The 2,947-nt window shown below is 31.6% G+C and carries 2 protein-coding genes; both read left to right on the forward strand.

The window, feature by feature from the left end; all coding sequences use genetic code 11:
* Positions 1 to 271 precede the first annotated feature (271 nt).
* Complete coding sequence (locus tag JFL43_RS22015) at positions 272 to 1,330, forward strand: hypothetical protein (RefSeq protein WP_200750701.1); 1,059 nt, start codon at positions 272 to 274, stop codon at positions 1,328 to 1,330.
* Between the two features lie 588 nt (positions 1,331 to 1,918).
* Complete coding sequence (gene bluB / locus JFL43_RS22020) at positions 1,919 to 2,593, forward strand: 5,6-dimethylbenzimidazole synthase (RefSeq protein WP_200750702.1); 675 nt, start codon at positions 1,919 to 1,921, stop codon at positions 2,591 to 2,593.
* Positions 2,594 to 2,947: the final 354 nt, after the last annotated feature.

Genomic DNA, 2,947 nt, shown 5'->3' on the forward strand with positions numbered 1-2,947 from the left:
ATTTCGAGTGTTTTTAAAACTAAAGTTATTTTAATGCAACGCTAGTGAAAAATTGTTTATAATATACAAAAAAGTTATTAACTAATTCATGCTTTTTAAGGAGGTTAAAATTATGGTATCTATAACCTGAAAAAACCTTTATGCAAAACTTTGGTCTATTGGAATTTCAAAAACAGCCAAGGAATTAAATATTCCATACAATAAGCTTAAAAGTGCTTGTATTTCCAATGATATTCCTTTACCCACAGCATCATATTGGAGCAGTTTATACATGGGAAAGGAAAAACCTACTCAATCATTACTTTCTAATCCTAGTGATAACTCAGAGATTTTTATCGAGGAAATTAAAGTAAAAAGTACACCTTTACCAAAACTATTGTCATCAAAAAATAAAAAAGACTTTAAATTAACAACTAATAATGAGATTATACCGAGCCAACCAGAATACTTCTCATATTTCGATAAAGATGAACAATTGCTGCTCACGAAGATTTATAATTCATTAAAAGTGAATAAAACCCTTTCTTCTAAACCACACAAAGAGATAGCTAGATATCGTCAAAAGGAAAAAGGCCGTATTCCGTATTATGGTAGAGAAGCAAAGATGAAAATAAATTCATCATCCGGAGTAATTAATCCTGAAACACTGTCTTTTATTGATAGCTTATTCAAAGCTCTTGAAAGTGCAGGAGTAAAAATAAGCATTACACATGAAGAAACTCAAGTACTATACAAAAGCTATATTTTCACACTACATTTTAGACTTCCGTCAAATAAAGTAATTTTATCTCCTGATGATGATAGATATTCACCCTATAAAACTTTTGAATATATTTCAACTGGTAAATTGAATGTTGAAGTAGGGTATCGTCTTGAATGGCTTCGGTGGAATAAGAATGAAAAACTTATTAAACAAACTAAAACAGACACATATGATGACTTATTAAAGAAAGTATTTCTCTATATTTTTTCACTCCCTAAAAAAATTGATGAAGAAGTAAAAATTCATCATATTGAAGAGGAGAAAAAACGACAAGAAGAAGAACAAAAGGTTATTTTAAAAAAGCAGCATGATAATGAATACAAACTTACAGAGGAATTACTAAAAAAATCAATGCACCATTTCTACTCTCAATTAGTAAAAAACTATATTGTAGCTGAATTGGATGAAACAACAAATGAATATAATTGGGCTATGAATAAATCTAATTGGATTAAAGATTCCGATAAATACCCTGATTCTATATTATCAACTAAAGACAAAGAAAAACTAATTGATTTCAAATTTCCAAAGGGCTTTTCTACATGGAGGATAGGGGTTACCGGTTAATTGTATTTCCCATTCAATTATCTGTTATTTAAAGAAAAAGTTAATTCATTAAATGCTATTAAATGGACCTTTTTCCAGAAAAGCGCCCGATTCTTGAATTAACTGCTTCATTATCTGCTGAATATGACCATTGGTATATATAGACCACTTCTGATAAAATTTATGTGGAATGGGTAAACTTTGAACATCAATTTGAGCGATATACTTTTTCAGGCTTTTAGCTTAATATAGATATTTTTTATTATTGTTCTAATGGTTAATTTAATAAGGTTTTTTAAGACTAAAAGAAAAGAGAACCCCAAAAATGCGACTTTAAAAAAGAAACTTGACAGAATTATTGATTTACTCAAAAAGGATATAAAATGAGTAAGTATAGCTGTTAGTAGATCTGCACCAAAGAGTATGCTTCCAGCAATTACAAAATTGTTTTTATAAGTCCCACCACTGAAGTTGAGGAGTAGCTGTCATAACCACCGGACAAAATTAACGATGAATCAGTCCCAGAGGGCCTGCTGGTTTAGAAAATCCCAGTATTCGACCTAGTTATTATAAAAATTTGGTAATTCTAATAAATTTGGAGGGGTAGTTTTGTATCAATTAACTAAAGAAGAGCGAAACGGAGTATATAAGGCCATTTTTAATAGGAGAGATATAAGGTCCTTTTTAAATATCCCCATACCTGATGATAAATTATATAATTTATTAGAGGCAGCTCACCGTGCTCCATCAGTTGGTTTTATGCAGCCATGGAATTTTATTATTATAAAAAATGATGAGATTAAGAAAGAACTTGCAAAAATCGTTGAAAAAGAAAGACGAGCATTAGCCATACATTATGAAGATACAGATCGTGAGTTGAAGTTTCTTGATCTAAAAATTGCCGGTATTATTGAAGCTCCTGTTACTATATGTGTAACTTGCAATCCTTTTAGCGGGGGGGATCATGTATTGGGGAGAAACTCTATTCCGGAAACTGATCTGATGTCTGTTAGTTGTGCGATTCAAAATATGTGGCTTGCTGCTTACGCAGAAGGATTAGCTATGGGATGGGTAAGTTTTTATAAAAAGTCCGATGTAAGAAAAATTCTTGAGATTCCATATCATATTGATCCCATAGCATTAATTTCTATCGGGTATACAGATAATTATCCAGATCGCCCCTTGCTTGAAATACACAACTGGGAAAAACGTGAACAACTAAATCGATTGATTTTTGATAATAAATGGGGAACAAATGAAGTAAGGACGGGACTTAGCGATTAAATGTCGGCAGTATCCTTATACGCAATAAGGAGTACCGCCTGGAAAATGCGGATTTACACCGATAAGGAAATCCAATACTAAAAAGCACAACTTCTCCCTAAATTTTAATAGAGAAATTGAGCTTTTTCATTACTTCATTAAAGCATCTGCTTTAGGAATTAAAACACGTCTACCTTTCTGTGGTTCAAACCATTGAAACATACTTTGAACCTTCGCCATTACATCTTCCACTGATAAATGACTAATATCTTTAATTGTTAGTTTATCTGTTCCTGCCGTTTTACTTCCTGTGTTCCTTTTAGTATTTCGATAGGCAAGTGGATAGGTTACACTAATTTAGACAATTCTGATAAG

The sequence above is a fragment of the Viridibacillus soli genome (genome assembly GCF_016612995.1).
Taxonomy (GTDB): domain Bacteria; phylum Bacillota; class Bacilli; order Bacillales_A; family Planococcaceae; genus Viridibacillus; species Viridibacillus soli.